Origin of the sequence: Paenibacillus sp. FSL M7-1414 (assembly GCF_038003195.1) — a bacterium.
In the GTDB taxonomy this organism is placed as follows: Bacteria; Bacillota; Bacilli; order Paenibacillales; family Paenibacillaceae; genus Paenibacillus; species Paenibacillus amylolyticus.
The window spans coordinates 2,905,403-2,929,430 of the sequence record NZ_JBBOOS010000001.1; the positions used below are offsets into that span (position 1 = coordinate 2,905,403).

The 24,028-nt window shown below is 46.3% G+C and carries 2 protein-coding genes; both read left to right on the top strand.

The annotated features are described in order from the left end of the window. Positions 1 to 141 precede the first annotated feature (141 nt). A complete protein-coding gene (locus MHH92_RS12965; RefSeq protein WP_340904096.1) occupies positions 142 to 15,972 on the top strand; it encodes an amino acid adenylation domain-containing protein in 15,831 nt (5,276 codons plus the stop codon). A gap of 148 nt (positions 15,973 to 16,120) precedes the next feature. Continuing rightward, a complete protein-coding gene (locus MHH92_RS12970; RefSeq protein ID WP_340904097.1) occupies positions 16,121 to 23,959 on the top strand; it encodes an amino acid adenylation domain-containing protein in 7,839 nt (2,612 codons plus the stop codon). Positions 23,960 to 24,028: the final 69 nt, after the last annotated feature.

Consider the following 24,028-nt stretch of genomic DNA (forward strand, 5'->3'; position numbering starts at 1 on the left):
AGAATCTGTCGAGTTATCCTCAGAATATTCGCCAAATTTTACTTTCATTTTACTTAATAAAGCAAATAAGTAAATAGATTGACATGGAAATTTTAGGATAATATAATAAAAGTATTCTGCTTGCAAAGGAAGGATATCGTTATGATTACTGGACATTCCAATATCAGAGAGAATCCGACAGTGAACGAGAACAGAACAGACTATCCCCGCAATCATACCATCCATCAGTTATTTCAAGAACAGGCCCGCTTGCACCCCGATGCCATTGCGGTAGCCTCAGACGCCATTCAATATACGTACAAGGAAGTAGATCAGTATTCAAACCAGATTGCCGCACTTCTTCGTCAGAAGGGAGCAAACCGCAACAAAATAATCGGTATTATGTTAGAGAGATCCCCTGAAATGATAATTGCTTTAATAGCCGTTCTCAAATCAGGGGCTTCTTATTTACCGATTGATTCCGAAACACCTGGGGAACGAGTGAATTATATGCTCAAGGATAGTGGGGCATGTATGCTGCTGACATCTCATCCTGAAGAGAATTACATAGAATGTATCGGCTTGGAGGTTATTCATCCCATCATTGAGGATTATTGTGACTTTCCATCCGATGCACTGACGGATATTAATCAGGCAGAAGATCCGGCTTACATCATTTATACATCCGGATCAACGGGTCTCCCCAAAGGAGTGGTGATCTCTCATCGATCAGCCATTCGTGTTGTATGTAACACCAATTACATCACCATTACGGAACAGGACCGCATGCTTCAGATGTCCAACTATTCATTTGATGCATCGGTGTTTGAAATATTTGGAGCCCTACTGAACGGAGCCAGATTGGTCATTATTCAGAAGGAAGAGGCACTTCACATGCCCAGCCTGGCCCGGTCCATTGAAAAAAATGGGATTACCGTTATGTTCATCACAACTGCTTTTTTTAATGCTATCGTGGAACGTGAAATATCCTGCTTCCAATCGATTCGCAAAGTGCTCTTTGGCGGAGAAAGAGTTTCGTTAACACATGTAAAAAAAGCGCTTGATTACATGGGGAGCGATAAGCTTATTCACGTTTATGGACCTACAGAAAGCACGGTTTTTGCCACATATTATCCTGTAAATGGAATTAAAAAGGAAGCGCTTACAATACCAATTGGCATTCCAGTCGCTAATACCTCCGTTCTGGTATTGGATGAGCATGATCATCCCGTCCCTGTCGGAACAGCCGGGGAATTATGCATATCCGGTGATGGACTTGCGCTCGGTTATTTGAATAACGATGAACTCACAGAACAAAAATTCATTCCGCATCCCTTCTTTACATCAGAACGGATGTACCGCACGGGTGATTTGGTTCGCTGGACGCCTGAGCATACCCTTGAATTTTTGGATCGAATGGATCAACAGGTGAAGCTTCGTGGTTTTCGGATCGAGCTGGGTGAAATTGAAACCCATTTGTCCCGGCATGATGCGGTAGCAGAGGCATTTGTCATGATGCGAACAAACGATGCAGGGCATGCCTATCTGTGTGCATATATGGTGTTGACCCAAGAAACCTCGATTGAGGAGCTGCGTCTTTTCTTGGAACAGAGAATACCGGAGTATATGGTGCCAAGCTATTATGTCAAACTGGATCTGCTTCCGCTGACTGCTAATGGCAAGATTAACAAAAGTGAATTACCCGAGCCGGATAGCAGCATCCATTCAGGCAGGGAATACGTTGCTCCGACAACAGAGTTGGAACAACACCTGTCCTTGATTTGGAAGGATGTACTACAAATCGAGCAATTGAGTGTAAATGACAGTTTTGCACATCTGGGCGGTCATTCCCTTAATGCCATTGAAGTGATTGCACGGATTAATGAGGATTTAAGTGCAAGTCTACCATTAAACCAGCTTTTCCGTCTTGGAACGATCCAAAATATAGCAACATTTTTGGAAGAAAATAATGATGAGGATAACACGGAGGCTTACTTTACGGATCAAGGTGATCCTGCCAATATGTTTGAGCCATTTGGTCTCACGGGTATTCAGCTGGCTTATTTGATTGGACGTGACCCTGCATTTGAAATGGGTGGAGCTGCAACCAATTTTACGGTCGAATTCGAGGCCGAGGCGCATATGGATTTGGTCAATGCAACCTTGCAGAAATTGATCAATAGGCATCCTATATTACGAACAGTTGTGTACGAGAACGGGACACAGCAAATATTGAAAAAACCACCGTTATACACGGTAGAAGTGATAGACGTGTCAGAATGGGATACGACATATCGTAGCTCGCAAATGGAAGCAGAGAGACAACGAATGATGACAAAAGTGATTGTTCCAAGCGAGTGGCCATTATTTGAAATGAAAGCTTACCGAATGTCAGAGAATCAATATTATTTTTATCTGAATCTGGACCCGCTCATCTGTGATGACAGCAGCTTGAAACTGCTCATCAAGGAATTCAAATGGCTCTATGCAAACGGGGATCAGGAGCTGCCGGAGCTTCAATATAATTTCAGGGACTACGTTCAGGCAATGGCGCGTTTCAAACAGTCTGCACGTTATTTCAAGGATCAGCGCTACTGGATGGACAAGCTGGAAGACTTTCCGGGTTCTCCGGCATTGCCGCTCAAATGTAATCCGGCAGACATAAACGTGCCCCAATTCAGCAAATTCTCGAACTTTATAACGGGTGAACATTGGAACAAGCTCAAACAGCAGGCAAGGCAGCATAACGTTACCCCAACTTCCATTTTATGCGCAGCCTATGCCTATGTACTTGCGCATTGGTCGAACCAGGAGAGATTTGGGGTCAACCTGACCGTATTTAATCGGATTCCGTTTCATGAAGATGTGAAGAGGATGGCGGGAGACTTTACAACGCTGATGCTGCTGGATATTGATGCCCAAAAATCTCTGAATTCGTTCTGGACATTTACAGAGTCGGTGCAACATTCATTGCTGGATGCATTGGATCACAGACATTATGATGGCGTTGATTTTATAAGACAATTGGGCAAAAAACATGATATGCACAAAAGAGCAGTCATGCCAATTGTATTTACAAGTGTCTTAAATGAAAATGTGGAAGATTCATTTGACGCTTTGTTTAACTTTGACCAGATCAAGTATTTCAGTACAAGAACCTCACAGGTTTATATTGATAATCAGGTCTATGAAATCAATGGCGGTTTGTATATCACATGGGACTTTGTGGATCAATTGTTTGAAAAAGAAGTGATTGAATCTATGTTCCAGCAGTATCTGAACATTCTGAACCAAGTGATCTCTGCAACACAAGTTACCAAGCTTGAGTTGAGTCAAGCGAGCAGGCAACTCATCAAACAGTATAACGATACGAGCAAGCCGTTTACTCTGAAGCCTCTGCATGACCTGTTAACTGCAACAGCGATCAGATTAGGAGATCAAGTGGCGATTCAGCATCATGAACGTTCCATTTGTTACATAGAGTTGGAACGCAGATCGAATCAGATTGCTAGGTATTTGATTGATCAGGGAGTACAGCGGGGCGATTATATTGGTGTGTATGGCGAGAGATGCATTGACACCATTGTGAATATATTTGGTGTGCTCAAAGCGGGAGCAGCTTATATTCCGCTTGATCCGGACTATCCGGAGGAACGTAAGCAATATATTCGCGAAAAGGCCAACTGTAAATTTTTCATCATGCCAGAGCTATATGAGACGGAATCGTTAGAAACCTACTCTGCGGAATCCATAAACAGCGGAGTGACGAATGATGATATGGCCTATGTTATTTTTACTTCTGGCAGCACGGGCAAGCCCAAAGGTGTGCAGATCAAGCACGGCGCAGCAGCCAATACGATCCTGGATATGAATGAAAGATTCAACGTAACCTCCAGTGATCGAATGATGGGCATATCTTCATTATGTTTTGACTTATCCGTCTATGATATTTTCGGCGCAGTCAGCTGCGGGGCTTGTCTGGTTCTTATTGATGATCAGCGAGACATGTTTCAGCTCAAGAACGTGATGGAACAAGAAAAAATCACCATTTGGAATTCGGTTCCTGCTCTTATGGACATGTGTGTTGATCTGTATTCACCAGGAGAGAAGAACAACGACCTTCGTCTGGTATTGCTTAGTGGTGACTGGATATCTCTGCGGCTTCCTCAGAAAATAGTAGACGTATTTCCTGAATCTGAGGTGGTTAGTTTGGGAGGAGCCACTGAAGCATCGATATGGTCCATCTATTACCCAATCACGGCAGTGTCTGAGCAATGGAAGAGTATCCCTTATGGTAGACCACTAGCCAATCAACAAATTCATGTGCTGAACAGACAACTTCAACCATGCCCTCTAGATGTTGAGGGGGAATTGTACATTGGTGGAAGCGGTGTAGCAAGCGGTTATCTTCATGACGAGGAAAAAACAAGACAGTCATTCATTGTTCATCCACAGTTCGGGTACATCTACAAGACAGGAGATTTTGGTGTCCTTCGATCCGAAGGTTATGTGGAGTTCCTGGGCAGAAAAGATAGCCAGGTCAAAATCAAAGGTTATCGGGTAGAACTTGGTGAAATTGAGAACGTACTTTTGCAAGCTGATGAAGTGCAAAAGACAGCCGTTATTGATGTTGCTGACGAGAACGGAGTCAAGAGCCTCTTTGCCTTTGTTGTTGCAGATCAGGATGTGGACACACTGCCACTGAAAGCCCTTTTGCAAAGTAAATTACCAAATTACATGGTTCCGTCCATGTTTCTGAATGTAGATGAAGTTCCGCTTACTGCCAATGGCAAGGTCAACAAAGCGACACTTGAACAAGTGGCAAGGCAGCATCAACTCACTGTTCGTGAACATGCTGTAGTGGATACAGAGCCTGTCAATTCCATTCAGGAACAGCTGCTTCAGATCTGGAGTGATGTGTTTGGCTTGAAGCAGATTGGCATGAACGTAAGCTGTTTTGATCTCGGCGGAGATTCGCTGAAAATTATGACAATGGTGGCTGAAGTGAAGAAGCGTCTTCATGTTGAAGTTCCCATTGGTGAAATGTTCCGAAATGATACGATATACAGCTTGGAACAATACTTGGTTACCAAAGCACATGTCAAACCTGCTGTGATCATTGAGAAGTTAAGTCGCCGTGACCGGTATAAGGCTTCTGCAGCTCAGAGAAGCATGTACACCCTCTCGCTGCTTGAAAATAATAGGGGCGCTTATCACATTCCCATGGCGCTGCTTATGGAAGGAGAAGTACACTTCGTACGGCTTGAGAGAGCGCTTCAAACGTTTATTGAGAGGCATGAAATACTGAGAACTGGATTTAAAGTGATAGAGGATGAGCTTGTCCAGACGGTTCATACAAACGTAGCCTTTGCACTTGAGTATGATGATCTCGGAGAACTCGATACAGATAACCATGAACTCGTTCGTTTGACAAGCAACCTGTGCAAACAGTCCACTCAAGCTTTTGACCTCCACCAGCCTCCTTTAATGAGGGCAAAACTGGTGAGAATTGGCCATGGACGTCATTTGTTTATTATAAATTTCCACCATATTGTGGCTGACGGTACATCTCAAGGCATATTGATGAACGAATTGCTGGAGCTCTACAGTGGCTCAATTCTGCCAGACGTTGATGTGCATTATCAGGATTATACGGCATGGCAGGAACAGTACAGTCATTCGGATGAGATGGCGAAACAGGAGGCGTACTGGCTGGATATCTATAGTAGTACCCCGCCAACGCTTGAGCTTCCGTACGACTTCAAACGACCTGAAGTTAACAGGTATGAAGGAAACAACATTTACAATCACTTGGGCGAGAGCCTGACCCGCAACATCAGGCAGCTTGCCAAGGATACCGGATCAACGTTGTATATGGTGATGCTTAGTACCTATTTCCTCTTACTGCACCGGTATACACATGAGAAAGACCTGGTTGTGGGTACGGCTGCCTCCGGCCGTCTGCATGAGCCGTTACAACATATGTTTGGAGTATTCGTGAACACCATTGCATTGCGAAACCAGATGAACGAATCGGATACTGTCAGACAGTTTATTGAGCAAATCAAACAATCAACCGTAGCAGCCTTTGAACATTCAGAGTATGCATTTGATGAACTGGTGCGAAAAACAGGTGCGCAGCGTGAGGTCAATCGTAATCCGTTGTTTGACACGATGTTCTCGCTGGAGAACGCTTCGCTGTTTACTCGTGAAGAAGAGGGTATCCAGGTGTCGCCTGTCATGTTTAATCTGGATAATGCAAAATTTGATCTGACATTCAACATCCTTGAGTTTGAAAATGAAATCGTGCTTAACGTGGAGTACTCTACCGATTTGTTTGGTCAGGAAACCATTCAGCGCATGAGTGACAACTATATTGCCTTAGTAGGCAACATGATATCCGGTCTGGAACAGCCGCTTAGCGAGATTGAAAGTGTGTCTCCGGGAGAAAGAGATCAGTTGATTCATACCTTTAATCCACCATCCATGGAGTATCCGTTGCATCAAACTGTGGATGAGCTCTTTGAACAGCAAGTGAGACGTACACCGGATCATGTTGCTCTGGTGATGGGCGAAAAACATGTAACCTATCGCGAGTTGAACCATCGGAGTGAACAGCTTGCTGATGTGTTACAGAAAAAAGGAGTGCGTGATAACAACATCGTCGGGGTTCTCGCAGAGCGTTCAATCGATGCGGTGATCGGAATGCTGGCGGTTCTAAAAGCAGGCGGAGCATACTTGCCCATTGACCCTGCCTACCCTAATGATCGTATCCATTACATGCTTGAAGACAGTCAGACCCGATGGTTATTAACACCGAAGGAGCGGTTTGAACATGTAGTTCAGGGAAAAGAAAGCTCTGTCCATATCATTGATTTGCAGACTGAACTTGTGCAAATGGACGAATTCCTGGTCTCCTCTTCCTTGCAACCCATCCGGGGACAAAGCCAGAATCTGGCTTATGTGATTTACACATCAGGTTCCACAGGTGAGCCTAAGGGAGTGATGGTTTCGCACCAATCACTTGTTCATTTGTGTACATGGCATCAAAAGCGGTATCAGATCACCGATGCTGATCGCAGTGCCAGTTATGCAAGCTTGAGCTTTGACGCCTTTGTATGGGAATTATTCCCATATCTGTTGTCAGGAGCTTCCGTGCATCTTATTCAGGATGAAATCAGGCTGGATGTGGTGCGCATCAAAGACTATTTCCATCAGCATCAGATCAGTATTGCGTTCCTGCCTACAGCGATTTGTGAACAGTTTATCCGACAGGAGAACCATTCTCTTCGAACATTGCTGACGGGGGGAGACAAGCTGAATTATTTCGAACCCCGGAAGTATGAAATTGTGAACAATTATGGCCCAACTGAAAATACCGTCGTCACTACCAGTTTTACCATCGATCAGATGTATTCCAATATTCCTATAGGTCGACCACTGCCGAATACCAACGTGTTTATTCTGAGTGGCAGTGACCAGCTGTCGCCCATCGGGGTTCCGGGTGAATTGTGCATAAGCGGAGCCGGACTCGCAAAAGGGTATTTGAACAGGCCCCAGTTAACGGCAGAGAAGTTTGTTCAACATCCGTTTAATCCAGAACAACGGATGTATCGGACCGGAGATTGGGTGCGTTGGCTGCCGGATGGCAATATTGAATATTTGGGTCGCATGGATGATCAGGTGAAAATACGCGGATTCCGTATTGAGCTTGGAGAAATTGAACATCTGCTGTTGCAGGACCCAAGGGTGTTAGAGGCGGCAGTTGTAGCGCAAATGGACCCGACAGACTCGACGTTTCTTTGTGGTTATGTCGTTTGTCATGAGGGGTATCCTGTGGGAGATATCGATGAGATCAAAGAAGAATTGACTCGGCGCTTGCCTTCGTATATGGTGCCCGCCCATTTCGTGACGATGGATCGCTTGCCTTTAACAGCTAACGGTAAAGTGAACCGCAAAGCATTGCCGATTCCGACATTATCGGACAACCGGACGGCTATTGCGTATGAACCACCAAGGAATCCGGTTGAAGTTGCACTGGTCACTCTTTGGCAGGATATTCTAAAGGTTGGCAATTTGGGTGTCCATGAACGGTTCTTTGATATTGGCGGACACTCCCTGCTGGCCACCATACTAATCTCCAGATTACACAAGGAGATGCAGGTAGAAATGCCATTGGTACAGATTTTTCGTACGCCTACAATTCGGGGCATGGCCCAATTCATTCTGGATCATAAAAAAAGCAAATATACATCCATTCCCCATGCGCCATTGCAGTCCTTGTATGATTTATCAGCAGCGCAACAAAGAATTTATATTTTGAGCAATCTGGACCCTACGGGTACAGCCTATAATATGCCTCTTGCCATGAAATTGAAGGGGAGCATAAATAAAAAACAATTGAATGAGGCGTTCTCCCGCCTGATTGCAAGACATGAATCCCTTCGAACTTCATTTGTCATGAATCAGGGTAAGCCTGCTCAAAGAGTTATGCCAAGTGTCGACTTTGAAGTTCAGTACAGTTCCCTCCTTACAGAAGGGGAATCACCTGTTCTATCCGAGTGGGTACAACCTTTCTCATTGGAGCAAGCCCCATTGATGCGGGCTGAACTTGTGCAAATCAAAGCAGATGAACATGTCCTTTTGTTTGACATGCATCATATGATTTCAGATGGGATCTCGATCGGAATTCTGTTACATGACCTGGCCGAGTTCTATAATGGCAAAAAATTGCCACCTGTAGCTGTGCAGTACAAGGATTATTCCCTCTGGGCACATGAGCGGCAAACAAGCAGTGACTCGGTCCGGCATGCAAATTATTGGTCTGATGTGTTGAAGGAAGAGGTTCCGGTTCTTGACCTGCCTTTGGATTCTGCACGGCCTAAGACCAAGACGTTTAACGGAGATCAGATTCGTTTGCATCTGGACAAAACACTGACGGCTGCTCTTGAGAGACTCGCCAATGATCAGGGAGCCACCATGTATATGCTGTTTGTCTCAGCATTTACAACACTGCTCTCCAGATATACCGGACAGGAAGATATCCTGATTGGTACGCCGGTATCAGGTCGGAATCATGATGATCTCAACCGTGTTGTCGGCATGTTTGTAAACACAATAGTTCTCAGAAATGCGCCGCTGGGCCATTATACCTTCCGGCAATATCTGGAACAGGTGAAGGAGAACACACTTCAGGCCTATGAGCATCAGGAATATCCATTTGAACGTTTGGTGGAACAGGTTGATGTGAGGCGTGATCCTTCACGCAATCCACTGTTTGACGTCATGCTTGTTCAAAATACAGATCATCTTGATCTCCAGATGAACGATGTGGAGGCCATATTGCTTGAAGATGGCATTCAACGTTCCAAATTTGATATGACGGCCAGAATGAACAAAACTAACCTGAGCTGGAATCTCGAACTGGAATATAACACGGATGTGTTCCGGGCGGAGCGTATTCAGCGCTTTGCTGAACATTTTGTCGAGATATTGAGACAGGTCGCTGCTGCTCCAGAAGTGCGACTGGATCAATTGGATATTCTGACGCAACCAGAGAAAACCGTTCTGACAGGGTTCAACCCGCCGAGACAGGCCTATAAACGGGACAAAACATTGGTCCAGATGTTTATGGAGCAGGTTGAACGCAATCCGGACAACATCGCTTTAGTTTTTGAGAATGAACAGCTGACCTACCGCATGTTGAATGAGAGGGCGAATGTCCTGGCTTGCGAGTTACGTAAGGAAGGAGCAGGACCAAATCACATTGTAGCTGTGATGGTGGAGCGCTCCATAAATATGATCGTTGCGATTGTAGGTGTGCTCAAATCAGGTGCGGCTTACATGCCGATCGATCCTGAACTTCCTACTGAGCGTAAGCGTTATACGCTGACTGACAGTGGTGCGCGTTTATTATGTACAGCAGATCATTCCATGGTGGATGACCTTGCGTTTGAAGGTACAGTTATTTTATTGGATGCATTGGATCGTTCAGGGGTACGTGAAACAGTACTTGAACCGGACATGATCAACCATTCCAGCGATGCGGCTTATGTCATTTATACTTCGGGATCTACTGGCAGACCCAAAGGAGTCGTTGTTGAACATTACAATGTTCACAATCTGGTGGACGGATTGGTGGAAGCGATATATCAGCACTATGAGACCCCTTTGAATATTGCATTGATTGCTCCATATATCTTTGATGCATCCGTAAAGCAGATTTTTGCTGCTTTGCTGCTCGGACATGCACTGCATATCGTGCCTAAGAGCACAGTCTGGGAAGCAGATCTTTTGCTGAATTATTATGCTCATCATCATATTCATGTGTCCGATGGTACGCCTGCTCATCTGAAATTGCTCACCCTGGCCTCGGCCGGATGCAAACAGCAGTATGAACTGCGAGAGCTGATTATCGGTGGCGATGTGCTGACCTTTGACCTTCTCGATGAAGTATATACCACGCTCCCTGGAATGAGAGCAAACGTTACAAACGTATATGGACCGACGGAATGCACGGTGGACGCGGCTTGGAACAGAATCATGTATGGAACAGGCGAGCGATCAGGAACGATTCCAATTGGCAGACCGATCCGAAATACAAGCATCCTGATTATGGATCGTTACAATCGTCCACAGCCGGTTGGTGTACCGGGTGAGTTGTGCATTTCGGGTGAGGGAGTGGCACGCGGGTACTTGAATCAACTGGATCTTACGGCAGAGAAGTTTGTGGATTCACCTGTAGATAGTGACCGAAAAATGTATCGTACAGGGGATACCGCCAAATGGCTGCCGGATGGAACCATTGAATTTGTTGGCAGACAGGATGATCAGGTTAAAATCCGTGGTTATCGAATCGAGCTGGGGGAAGTGGAATATCAGTTAACCCGTCTGGAGGTAATTCAAGAGGCGTTTGTTAACGCAGGTCAGGATGACAGCGGTAACGATTATCTCTGTGCTTATATTGTGATTACTGATCCGGGGACTTCCATTATGGATGTTCGTGAGAGACTTGAGTTACAGGTTCCTTCATATATGATACCAGCCCATTTTGTCAAAATGGACCACTTGCCGAGAACGGTAAGCGGAAAAGTCGATCGCTCTCGACTTCCTGAACCGGGCAACAGCATACTGGATGACTCGAAGTATGAATCGCCGAGGAATGACAAAGAGCAAAAGCTTGTTCAGATATGGGAGAACATCTTGAACCTGGATTGCATTGGGATTCATCATAACTTTTTTGTCATGGGTGGAGATTCCATTAAGGCACTCCAGACGATTTCGGGATTGTCCAAACTGGGTTTAAAAGTTGAGATGAAGGATCTTTTTGCCAATCCAACCATCCGGCAGCTTAGTCCATATGTCAAACAGTCACAGTTCCATTCTACTGGGAATGTTGAGGTGACAGGTGAGGTTTTCCTAACACCCATTCAGCAGCGTTTTTTTGCGAGAAATCATACGGAGCATAACCATTACAATCAGGCTTTTATGTTATTCAGGCAGGAAGAGTTCGATGAGAAGGCCATTCGGCTTAGTTTCGACAAACTGATGGAGCATCATGACGGTTTAAGAATGGTTTATGAATACAACTCTTCTGGAGAAATGACACAGACCATTCGGAACTATAGAAAGGGTATGTTTGAGTTCGACGTTGTGGATGCCAGAGGCGTAGCACAACCGGAAGTATTCATTGAAGAGCAGGCATCGTTGCTGCAAAAGAAAATGCGGATTCACGAAGGACAGCTCGTTAAACTCCGGCTCTTCAGGCTTGATGAAGGCGAACACCTGTTAATCACTATTCATCATTTGGTTATGGATGGAGTGTCCTGGAGAATTCTACTCGAAGATTTTGAATGGTTATACATGCAAGCGATTGAACAAAAGACGTTTGATGTGGGACCCAAAACCGTTTCTTACCAGCAATTTGCTGCTGCATTAAAGTCATATGCCAAACATCACCTTCTGCAAAGAGAGCAGGCATTTTGGCAAAACATGTCCGGTGTGTATACGCCATTCATGGATCATCAGCGTCCAGCAACGGATACAGTCCATGACTATGGTCATAGCGATACCCTTGTATCTGAGCTTGATCGTGAACAAACCGGCTGGCTTCTTCAACAGACAAACAGAGCCTACCAAACCGAGATTAATGACATTCTGTTGACTGCACTTATGCTAAGTGTAACCGAGATGACCGGTCAAGCCCGGTTTAAAATTATGCTGGAGGGACATGGCCGACAAGCGCTCGCAACCGAGATGGATGTCAGCAGAACGGTGGGGTGGTTTACATCCGTATATCCGGTGGTATTTGACCTGTTTCAGGAGCTGGAATTGCCCGAGGCAATTAAAACAGTCAAGGAAACACTGAGAGCCGTTCCCAATAAAGGCATCGGATACGGAATTCTCAAGTATATGGCTGATCAGCATTGTTTTGCAGATGAAAAGGAAGCACCTATTTTGTTCAATTATATGGGTGAACTGGACAGCAGTCTGGAACGGAACTTGTTCAGTTCGTCACATATCCCGGTAGGAAAAACGGTGGGTGGGCAACTCATCAGAGCGCATGATTTTGAAATAAATGCAGTTGTAATTGATGGGAAGTTCACCGTTCATACGACTTACAGTGATGGAGTATACGAAGCTGGGATTGCTGAAAAGCTTAATCGGTTGTTCATGTACAACTTGCAGCAAATCGTTCAACACTGCCGGAACAAGCAGGGCGCAGAGAGAACCCCATCTGATTATGGGAAGCATCCTGTATCCATAGCGGAGTTGGAGGCGATACAAAATAGGGTTGATCCACTGGTGATCAGCAAAGTTTATCCGTTGACCCTTATGCAATCCGGCATGTTGTACCATTCGCTGGAGCAAGAAACATCACACGCCTATTTTGAGCAGGTATTTGTGGAATTAAAGGGTAACGTTGATGTGGAGATATTGAAATACAGCTTAGGACGGGTGATACAGCGCCACGAAGGGCTTCGTTCCATATTTGAATATCAACTTGTGCAGCAACCTCGCCAGCTTATTATTGACCAGCAACAGGTTGAATGGTTGATGCTGGATTGGACCGGAAAGAGCCAGCATGAACAGCTTCAACGGATGGAGCAGTTCATGACTGATGATCAGAAAAGAGGGTTTGATCTCAGCCGGGAGTTATTAATCAGATTTTGTCTGATCTCCAGAGGGGCGGATGCGTTCACGCTGGTCATCAGTCATCATCATATTTTGCTGGACGGCTGGTGTCTGGACATCCTGATTCGTGAAATGTTTGAGATTTATGCCAGTCAGCAGGCTGGGCAGCCTGAAATGTTGGAAGAAACCAGGCCGCTGGGGGACTACCTGGACTGGCTTGATCAACAGAACAAGGAGGAAGCACTGGCGTATTGGAAACAGTATCTTCAGGGCTACTATGAACGAGTCTCTTTGCCCAAAACAGGGACTAACCTGGATACAGCAGCGCCAACGTTGCGGGAGCAGGAAATTCAATTCCCGCGTGAACTCACAAGTCGGCTGAAACAATTCGCTGTGAACAATCAGGTTACATTTAATGCGTTGATTCAGGCGATATGGGGCATGGTTTTGTGCAGATACAGTGGTACAGAAGATGTCATATACGGCACAGTCATTTCCGGGCGAGACGCTGACGTTGAAGGAATAGAGAACATGGTGGGGCTGTTTATTAATACCATTCCTACCCGGGTGAAGCTTGAACCGGAAGAGCTTTTTGCCGATGCTCTCCGCAGGGTTCAACAGGAAGGGATGGAAGGTCAAAAGTATGGCTATGTACACTTGGCAGATATACAGGATCAAAGTGAATTAAAAGCCGATTTGCTTGACCATGTACTGGTGTTCCAAAATTTTGGGAATGAACAGGCTGCGGGCCTTGTGGCGGAACAGGGGACAGGAGTCACGCTTGAGCGCGTTTATGGCAATGAGCATACACACTATGATTTGAGTGTGACTGCTGTTCTGGACGATACATTCAGACTTAAATGGTCTTATAACAGTAACGTACTGGATTCAGATCTGATGAATGGTCTGGGTGATCATGTTCTCTATGCGGCGGAGCAAATTAGTGCAAACCAGAATATTCGTGTAAGCGAAATTGCTTTTATTGGCGAGCAGGCCCGCCATAAGATGGAGTTGTTATCCCATGGCCCGATGACACCATTTCCCAAAGAAAAGACATTATCTCAGCTATTCGACGAACAGGCAGAGCGAACTCCAGATGCAGTTGCACTGGTAATGCAAGAAAAACAGTTCACCTACCTGGAGCTGCAGGAGAAATCAAATCAGATGTCTGAACGTTTGCGCATGCGAGGCATTCAAAATTCATCCATCGTAGGACTGATGGTACAACGCTCTTCCGAGATGATTATAAGTATTCTTGGAATTCTCAAATCCGGAGCAGCCTATTTACCGATCGATCCCGAATGGCCAAGAGCGCGAATTGTGCACATGCTGCATGACAGCGGTGCCGCCTTGCTGGTTACGGAAAAACAATGGATGGAGGATTTCACAGACGTCATTGAAGTCATGAATGTACGTGCAGATGTTGAAGAAACCATCCGATTAGAGAGCCTAGGCATGAAGGAATCAGCACCAACCTTGGCATCCGAGGATAAGGAAGGAGACGATCTGGCCTATATTATCTACACCTCGGGCTCTACGGGGAAACCAAAAGGTGTAATGATCTCCCATGCCAATGCCATTCGGGTAGTGAAAGATACGAATTATATTCAGATCTCTTCCTCTGATTCAATATTGCAGATCTCAAATTATGCTTTTGATGGCTCGATATTTGACATCTTTGGAGCACTATTAAACGGCGCGAGGCTGGTCATGATTGAACAGGAGACCCTGCTGGATATCAACCAATTGTCTAAAGTGATGACAGAGGAGAGAATTACGGTCTGTTTCATGACAACTGCATTGTTTAACTTGCTGGTTGATCGTGCGCCTCATTGTTTGCTGGGACTTCGGAAACTCCTGTTTGGAGGGGAGCGGGCTTCTGTCTCCCATGCCCAGAGAGCTCTTTCCCATATGGGAGCAGACAAACTGATTCACGTATATGGTCCTACGGAAAGTACAGTGTTTGCAACAAGTTATCCTGTACAAGCTATAGGTGACCATGATGGAAGTCTTCCGATTGGCAAGCCCATTGCGAACACATCTGCATGGATTCTGGACGACAATCAACAGTTTATTCCAAATGGAGTACCTGGAGAGCTTTATCTCTCAGGTGATGGATTAAGTATCGGTTATCTGAACAATGAAGATCTGACCGAAGCCAAATTTGTCAACAATCCATATCAGCTCCATGAACGAATGTACCGCACTGGAGATCGGGTGCGCCGGCAGTCTGACGGAACGATTGAATTTATGGAGCGGATGGATCATCAGGTGAAACTGAGAGGTTATCGGATCGAACTTGGGGAGATCGAACAGGTCCTGATTTCACATGAGCATGTCCGTGAAGCCATGGTTGTTGCTGTCAAAGATTCGAGTGGGCAGGATACATTGTGTGCTTACGTTACTGCCTTGCAGGAAGTCAACCGGATGGATATGCAATCCTTTATGGAAGCCCGTTTGCCAGGCTATATGATCCCATCCTATTTCAAGGTATTGGAGCAGTTCCCACTTACGCCAAACGGGAAAATAGATCGCCAAGCGTTGCCTCGCCCTGAGATTGCAGTCAAATCAGAGACAACGTATGAAGCACCTTCCAATTATGTGGAGGAACAGTTAATAAACATATGGGAAGAGGTGCTGAATGTGAAGCCAATTGGCACCGCCCACCATTTCTTTGAATGCGGTGGGAATTCCCTGAAAGTGATGCATGCAGTTCACCTGACTAACCGAAAGTTCCAAATGGAATTGAAAATTAGCCAATTTTTTGAATATCCAACGATTAAACAACAGGCCATTCATATATTGAGCGGAAGTACAGCTGGCCCTGATGTGAATGAATATGTGGAAGAAGAGATTTAACAGTTCGTTCTTTACATTCAATAAATGACTCAATGATCCGAGAGAGACTGCATCACGTATTGCCTCTTCATTAGACGAGGTGTAAAGGTGCAGTTTCTCCCGGAATTCCATGTCTTAGGCGTCATACTGAAAGGAATGGTGAATTCCTATGAACATTGCGGAGTTTATGAATCATTTACAGAGAAGAAATGTGAAATTGTACCATCAAGACGGAAAAATCAAAATGATCGGACCGCGTGAGGAAATCGATGCTGACCTTAAATCACAGATTAAAGAACACAAACAGGCTCTTATTCAGTTTCTGATCCATCAGGAAGAAGTATGGAATGCGCCTATTCCAAAGGCTCAAGAGTCGACCAACGAGATGTACCCCCTGTCCAGAGCTCAGAAAAGAATGTATATTCTGCATCAAATGGACGATCAGGGAATTGCTTATAACATTCCAATGGCGGTGAAGCTGACGGGTCATCTCGAACTGGATTTACTTGAAGAAGCGATTGGGCGCGTGATGGAGAGACATGAAGCACTTCGAACGTCATTTGTGGATGATCGGGGTGAGCCTGCTCAGAAGATTCACCCTGAAATTCGGTTTAAGCTTGATTTCAGTGAACGGAATGAAGCAGATATATTGGTCAAGATCAAACAATTTATTCGACCTTTTGATCTAACGCTGGCTCCGCTGCTGCGGGCGGAACTGGTCCGCTTGGATCAAGATCAGCATGTGCTGCTCATGGATATGCATCATATTGTATCCGATGGGATGTCATTTGCGCTGTTTTTGAATGAACTGGCTGAACTGTACAGTGGAAAACCGTTGACACCTGTTTCCATCCAGTACAAGGACTATGTAGCATGGGAGAAAGCCAAAGAACGTTCAGGTGATCTGAAGAAGCAGGAAACATATTGGCTGGATACGCTGAGTGGGGAACTGCCACAACTTCAAATGCCTCTGGATTATGCACGCCCGCCAGAGCAAAATTATGCCGGTCAACGAATGGTTACCGAATTGGATCAGGAATTAACGAGAAATTTGCAGCGCCTTGCCGATGAGCATGACGTAACGATGTATATGCTGCTTTTATCAGCTTACACAGTCCTTTTATCTAAATATACTGGACAGAAAGATATTATAGTGGGTACCCCGATCGCAGGCAGGTCGCATGATCATCTCAAATCAGTAATCGGTTTGTTCACCAATACAATAGCAACACGACATAACATCGACCCGGAGCAGACATTCGGCGCGTTTTTGAATCAGGTGAGAAGGCATACCTTGTCCGCATATGAGAATCAGGATTATCCTTTTGATGAACTGATTGAGAAACTGAACTTACCCATGGATCGAAGCAGACACACGCTGTTTGATACGATGTTTGATTTGCAGCACGCCGAGGATTATGTGTTCCAACTGGGTCAGCTTCAAGCGGAAATGTGTGAATTCGATCTGCCAGTCTCCAAATTTGATCTCGGTCTCACCGTAATCCATTACGGCAGTCATATGAAACTGGATCTGCAATATGCTTCCGAATTGTTTGCCAAAAATAGCATGGAACGTTTTTTAAGTCACTTGATGAATATGTTGAATCAGATTGCGTTAAACGCCACGCAAAAGGTAAGTCAGCTTCGCATGTTGTCCAGACAGGAAGAAGATCAGGTGTTGGTTCAGTTTAATGGCAAGCGAGTGGATTCGTACCAGGGCACATTAAATGATTGGTTTGAAGAACGCGCTGCATCTACACCTGAACGGATCGCAGTAGTCCACGGGGAAAAATTCATGTCGTACAAGCAGCTTAATGAACGAGTAAACAAGCTGGCACGCCTGCTTCGAATGAAAGGGGGAAAGCCCAATTCGATCATTGGTGTTATGGTGGAGCGATCCTTGGACATGATTGTTGGAATACTGGCAGTTCTCAAGGCAGGGGCTGCTTATCTGCCCATTGATCCTGAATTGCCTGATGACCGGGTATCATACATGCTCAGGGATAGCGGGGCTGTGTTGCTTTTGAACGGGTGTCCTTTGAGAGACAAGCTCCACGTCACATCCGAGCTGGCGATGGACAATCCGGAGATTGAACATATGGAGCCAGGCAACCCGGAACGAGTGAATCACCAAGGTGATTTGGCCTACGTGATCTATACTTCAGGTTCGACAGGTGCGCCGAAGGGAGTTATGACGACTCATGGAAATGTATTGAACTATATCTCTGCATTTTTGAACAGAGTACCGCTAACAGAGGAAGATGCGGTTCTTCAGGTGGTGTCCTTTTCGTTCGACGCGTTCACTGAGGAAGTATTTCCGTTGCTGGCTGTATCCGGACGTATTGTTCTTAGTGGCAAGCTCAACGAAACGCATGTGGATGACCTGGTTATGCAGATTGAAAAAGAGAACATCACTGTTTTAAGCTGTTCCCCACTTCTTCTGAACGAGTTGGACAAAAACAGGCATCTGCGTCCACATGCCAACATGAAATTTATCAGTGGCGGGGACGTCCTGAAATACGAATATGTCCGGAATATGGTCGGTTCGGCTCAGGTGTACAATTCATATGGACCTACCGAAGCAACGGTATGTGCTACATATTATCGTGTGATGCCACAGGACGAAGGAAGAGTATCAATTCCCATAGGCAGTCCTCTTGGTAACTATGAGGTGTTTATACTTGATGAACATCAACAACCCGTTCCGATTGGTGTAGCAGGGGAATTATACATCGGCGGAGCAGGGGTCGCTAACGGATATCTCAACCTTGCCGAGCTCACACAATCCCGTTTTGTAGATCATCTGCTTGCACCGGCGAATAAAATGTACCGCACCGGGGATATGGGGAGATGGCTTCCGGATGGAAATATTGAGTTTCTTGGAAGAAATGATGAACAAATTAAAATACGTGGTTATCGCGTTGAAATTCGGGAAGTGGAGCATCATCTGACAGATCATCCTGATGTAAGCGACGCTGTGGTTATAACTCAAAAAGATCAGAAGGGTCAGCTCTGCCTATGTGCGTATATTGTTTGGAATTCGCCAGAGCATGGGCATGGCTTTGATGAACTGAAAACACATGCGAGAGAGCGATTGCCGGCTTATATGATTCCTTCATGGTTTATGAGTTTGGAGCAAATTCCACGTACCCTCAATGGCAAGGCAGATCTTAACGTTTTGCCCCATCCCGATGTGGACAGCATGGCCAATACGACGTATGTGGCCCCAAGCAATGAGCTGGAATGTATACTGGCATCCATCTGGGAAGAGATATTGGAACTTCGGCCGATTGGTGTAGATCATAGCTTTTTTGAACTGGGTGGTCAGTCTTTGAGAGCATTTGCCATGATGTCAGCCATTCAGAGAAAGTTAGAGCTTCGGATTACACTTAAGGATATCTTTAACATGCCTACAATCAGGCAGCTGGCTGCCTGGCTTCTAACAGTGGAGACACAGCGCACTTTCCGAATCCAAAAGGCAAACGAAAAGCCCTATTATCCATTGTCCGCAGCACAGCGCAGACTTTACATTCTGGATCGGGTGCAGCAAACGGGTTTGATGTATAACATGCCATTTATTATCCGTTTGTCCAAAGAAACTGAACAGGTACGAATGGAGCAGACATTGCTTGAAATGATTCATAGACATGAAGGGCTGAGAACTTCTTTTACAGAAATCGATGGTGAGCCCGTGCAGCGTATTCATGCCCAAGTGAACTTCAATCTTCTTGTAGGCAGCGGGTTGCAACAGGATTTCGATCCGTTCATACATTCATTTATCCAACCCTTTGATCTGGAGAAGGCCCCTTTGTTCAGAGCTGCATTATGGCAAACGGAGACCAGCCAATATTTATGTCTTGATATGCATCATTTGATTTCAGACGCGGTGTCCATGGATATCCTTATCCAGGAAATAGGGCAAATCTATGAACATAAACAATTGGCACCATTAACCCTTCAATATAAAGATTATGCTGAATGGTCTCTGGCCCCGGAACAACAGGAGCAAAGGCAAGAGTACCAGCAATACTGGACAGACATGCTTAAAGGTGAATTGCCCGTGTTAAATTTGCCGCTCGATTTCTCCCGACCTGCGATTCAGAGTCATGAAGGAAACCGGCTTCAATTTGCAGTGGATTCCGAACTGACACAAAAACTGCGTTTGCTGGCTGCCGAAAACGGTGTAACGCTGTTTGTTTTGCTGTTAACCGCATATACGATACTTCTTGCCCGATACACTTCCCAGGATGACATCATTATAGGGACTACGGTGGCAGGACGAGAGCATCCGGAATTGGAAGATATGGTGGGTATGTTTGTTAATACGCTGGCATTACGCTTCTATCCTGAACCCGATATGTCCTTGCAGCAGTTGCTTCATCATATTAAGGATACTACGCTTGATGGCTTTGCCCATCAGGACTATCCGTTTGATGAACTGGTAAGCAAACTTGAAGTGAAAAGGGATGCAAGTCGGAGTGCGCTATTCGATACGCTGTTTACCCTTCAGGCTGAACAGACAACGGGAACGGACGCTAATGGTTTGCTGGCTGAATACTATCCGTTCAGTCATCCCACAGCCAAGTTTGATCTGAGCGTAACCGCGTTGGAGGCAGCGGAGGGTATAGAGATGTTTTACGGGTATGCCTCCAGGCTTTTCAAAGAAGAGACCATTGAGAAACTGGCCGGACATTATAACGAAATTTTGAAAGAGATTGTAAACGATACTCAACGCACCATTGGTGAGATCAATCTGGTGACGGAAAAGGAAAGGGAGCTGCTGCTGTACCAGTTCAACAACAATGTTCGGGACTACGCCCAACGAAAATCCGTTCCGGAACAGATTGCAGACCATGCAATTCATTTTCCCAATAAAGTAGCTGTTGTATATGACGGGCAACAACTAACCTATAGCGAACTGAATGAACGGGCTACCGATGTTGCGGAAGCTCTGCTGGATCTTGGGGTGCATAAGCAAATGCCTGTAGGCATTATGATGGATCGTTCCTTGGAAATGATGGTTGGTTTACTCGGTATTCTCAAATCGGGTGGAGCATATATGCCTTTGGACCCAGCCTTTCCCGAGGAACGTATTCGCTACATGCTGGAGGATAGCGGTGCCAGCGTGGTTGTAACTCAAGCACATTTGTTATCCCAAGTGACCAGAGTCAGGGTTTCCTGTGAAGCCTTGGTGGTTGACGATCATTGCTCACCAATACAGAGCATTCGGGAGAAGGGTGGAAGATCGGCTCGGCATGGCGTGTCAAAAATAAAACATGATGACCATGACCTGGCCTACATCATTTATACCTCAGGCTCAACCGGATTGCCCAAAGGTGTATTAATTGAGCATGGATCATTCGCCAATTTCTGTTATGGCTTCAGTGAATCTCAGCAGATAACGGAACGAGATCGTGCAGCTAATTATTTACAAATTACATTTGATGGGTCTATTATCGATATTTTTCCTGCATTGGTGGTAGGGGCCGAACTGCATATCATCCCATCTCATTTGCGCCTGGATATGTCACAGTTAAACGCATATATGAATGCACACTCCATTACATTGATCACGTTGCCGCCTAAGGTATGTGAAGTATTTATCCATCAACCTAATACCTCATTGCGTTTGCTGATAGCTGGAGGAGAACAGCTGAAACTTTCGTTTCTCCCTGACTACCCGCTGATCAATGCATACGGACCTACCGAAAACACCGTCGCTACCACCTACCAACGGGTAGACCAGGTTCACGGCAACATTCCGATTGGTAAGCCGCTCCCTAACATATGGACGTATGTGATGAATAGTGATCATCAATTATGTCCGGTTGGTGTAGCAGGAGAGCTATACATTGCCGGCAACAGTGTAGCTCGGGGCTACCTTAATAATCCGGACATGACTTTGGAGAAATTTGTGGACAACCCGCATGAACCCGGCGGCAAAATGTACCGGACAGGTGATCTGGTGCGCTGGCTGCCTGATGGCAACCTGCAATTTATGGGACGTACCGATCAACAGGTGAAAATCCGTGGCTATCGGATTGAGCTTGGCGAGATCGAGCAACAACTGCTGAAACATCCGGCGATCCGGGAAGCAGCGGTTCTGGCTCATCAGGACCCGCAGGGAAATGGGGCGTTATGCGCCTATGTTGTCGCCGAAGGCGAAACAGTGTGGACAGCTGCTACCGTTCGGGACTGGCTGGAAGCGGAACTGCCGGATTATATGATCCCAGCCTATGTGGTGCAGCTGGAGCAGCTGCCGCTGACGTCCCATGGCAAGCTGGACCGCAAGGCGTTGCCGGAGCCGGACCATCATCTGCCTGCCGGGCCGGAGACGGAAGCACCGCGTAGCGAGGTGGAGCGCATACTGGTGGAAGTTTGGCGTGACGTGCTGAATATGGCGGAGCTGGGCATCAATCACCAGTTCTTTGTCTCCGGGGGAGACTCCATCAAAGCACTCCAGATCGGATCACGTCTGGCCCGGGCAGGACTGCGGATGGAGGTCCGGGATTTGTTTGCCTATCCGAAGATCCGGGACCTTTCCCCGTATGTGAAATGGGATCAGCGTGAGCGTCGGAGCCAGGAGCCTGTGGAAGGAGAAGTGCGACTGACCCCGATTCAGCAGTGGTTTTTTGCGAACAACATAACGGAACGAAATCACTTCACCCAGTCCTTCATGCTGCACCGGGCGGCCGGGTTCAAGCCGGACGTGCTGGAACAGGTGCTGGATCGGTTGCTGGAGCAGCATGATGCGCTGCGCATGAGATATGAGATACAACCGGATGGCAGTGTCCGCCAGTTCAACTGCCCGGTGCGTACCGGAGAGCGGATGTATACCCTGCACCGATTTGATATACGGGGCTGGGATGAACCGGAGCGTCAGGTCTATGAGGCGGCTACCCGGGTACAGCAGGCATGTAACTTGGAAGAGGGCAAGCTGGTGCAAGTCGGGTGGTTTGAAGCCGAGGACGGTGACCATCTGCTGCTGGCGATTCATCACCTGGTCGTAGACGGAGTGTCTTGGCGAATCCTGCTGGAGGACATGGAAGTGCTGTATCAGCAGGCGGAGCGGGGAGAAGCGCTGGATGCGGGCGAGAAGACGGACTCTTACCAGCGCTTCGCGGAAGCTTTGCAGGATTACGCAAACAGCCCGCAGGCCGCGAAGGAACGAGCCTATTGGAGTAGACTTGCGGCGGAGGAGACTGGACTGAACCTAGGAGAGCAAGAGGAAGCGGCAGGCCCGGATCGATTTGCGGACAGTCATACCCAGCAAAGCACCCTGAGTGCGGAAGTCACCCAGCAGTTGCTGCGGGAGAGCAACCGGGCTTACCAGACGGAGATCAATGATCTGTTACTCAGTGCGCTGTACCTTGCGGTGCGGAAGCTGACGGGTGAGCTGAAGCTGAAGGTAAACCTGGAAGGCCATGGTCGGGAAGATGTGCTGGAAGGTATCGATCTCAGCCGCACCGTGGGCTGGTTTACGACTCTGTACCCGGTTCTGCTGGAGGGAGAAGCGGAGGACGAACTTGCGACCACCATCAAACGGGTGAAAGAAGGATTGCGCAAGGTACCGCATAAGGGCTTTAGCTATGGAGCGCTGAAATATGTGGCCCGGATGCCGGAGTTACAGGCGGAGAAAAAGGCTCCAATTCTATTTAACTATTTGGGAGAGATCGGAGCATCTGCACAATCCGGGTGGGTTCATGCTTCGCATTTTAAACCGGGAAAAAGCATGGGCGAGCACATTGCCCGCATGAATCCGATTGAGCTGAATGTAGCCATCTATAACGGAAACCTGACCCTTAGCACAACCTATACCAATTCTGCGTTTTCAGAGGAAATGATTCTTAATTTAAACCATTATTATATCGAAGCAATTGAACAGGTGGTTGACCACTGTATCAGCAAAGAACATGCGGAGAAGACATCTTCCGACTATGGATTTAGTGATTTGTCATTAGAGGATCTTGAAGATTTATTAAGCGAATATGAGCTGATTGAGGATTAATATTTGTCTGTTTTCATCCCATGTTTAGTACAGCTTAGGTACGATCCAATAAGGAGATGATATCGGTCC